Genomic DNA, 454 nt, shown 5'->3' with positions numbered 1-454 from the left:
ATGTTCGTCCTGCAGAACACGCCCACCGAGGCGCTGCGTCTGCCCGGCTTGTCATTCCAGGGCCTGCCGCTGGAGGCTCACTTCGCCAAGTTCGACCTCTCGCTGGGTCTGCGCGAGGGACGGGACGGGTTCGTCGGCACGCTTGAGTACGCGACGGACCTGTTCGACGCGTCGACCATCCAGCGGATGGCCGGCCACTTCGGCGTGCTTCTGGATGCCATCGCCGCGAAGCCGGACACGCGGTTGGGTGATCTGCCGCTGCTCACCGACGCCGAGCGCCAGCAACTCCTCGTCGAGTGGAACCCGGCTGTCACTGAAAGCCAGCGGGAGCCCAGCATCCCCGCGATGGTGGAAGCCCAGGTGCGCCGCACGCCAGACGCGCTCGCTGTCATCACGCCGGAGCGGCAGCTGACCTACCGCGAGGTGGACTCGAAGGCGAACCAGCTCGCCCATC

General features: G+C 67.8%; 1 protein-coding gene. It reads left to right on the top strand.

Annotation, left to right across the window (positions count from 1 at the left end; all coding sequences use genetic code 11):
• The coding region (locus tag AABA78_RS38925; protein WP_338270595.1) for a condensation domain-containing protein at nucleotides 1-454 on the top strand (454 nt) is incomplete at both ends.

The organism is Corallococcus caeni, assembly GCF_036245865.1.
Classification (GTDB): domain Bacteria; phylum Myxococcota; class Myxococcia; order Myxococcales; family Myxococcaceae; genus Corallococcus; species Corallococcus caeni.
Note: the sequence above shows the minus strand (reverse complement) of the source record. Positions and strands in the feature narration are given on the sequence as shown.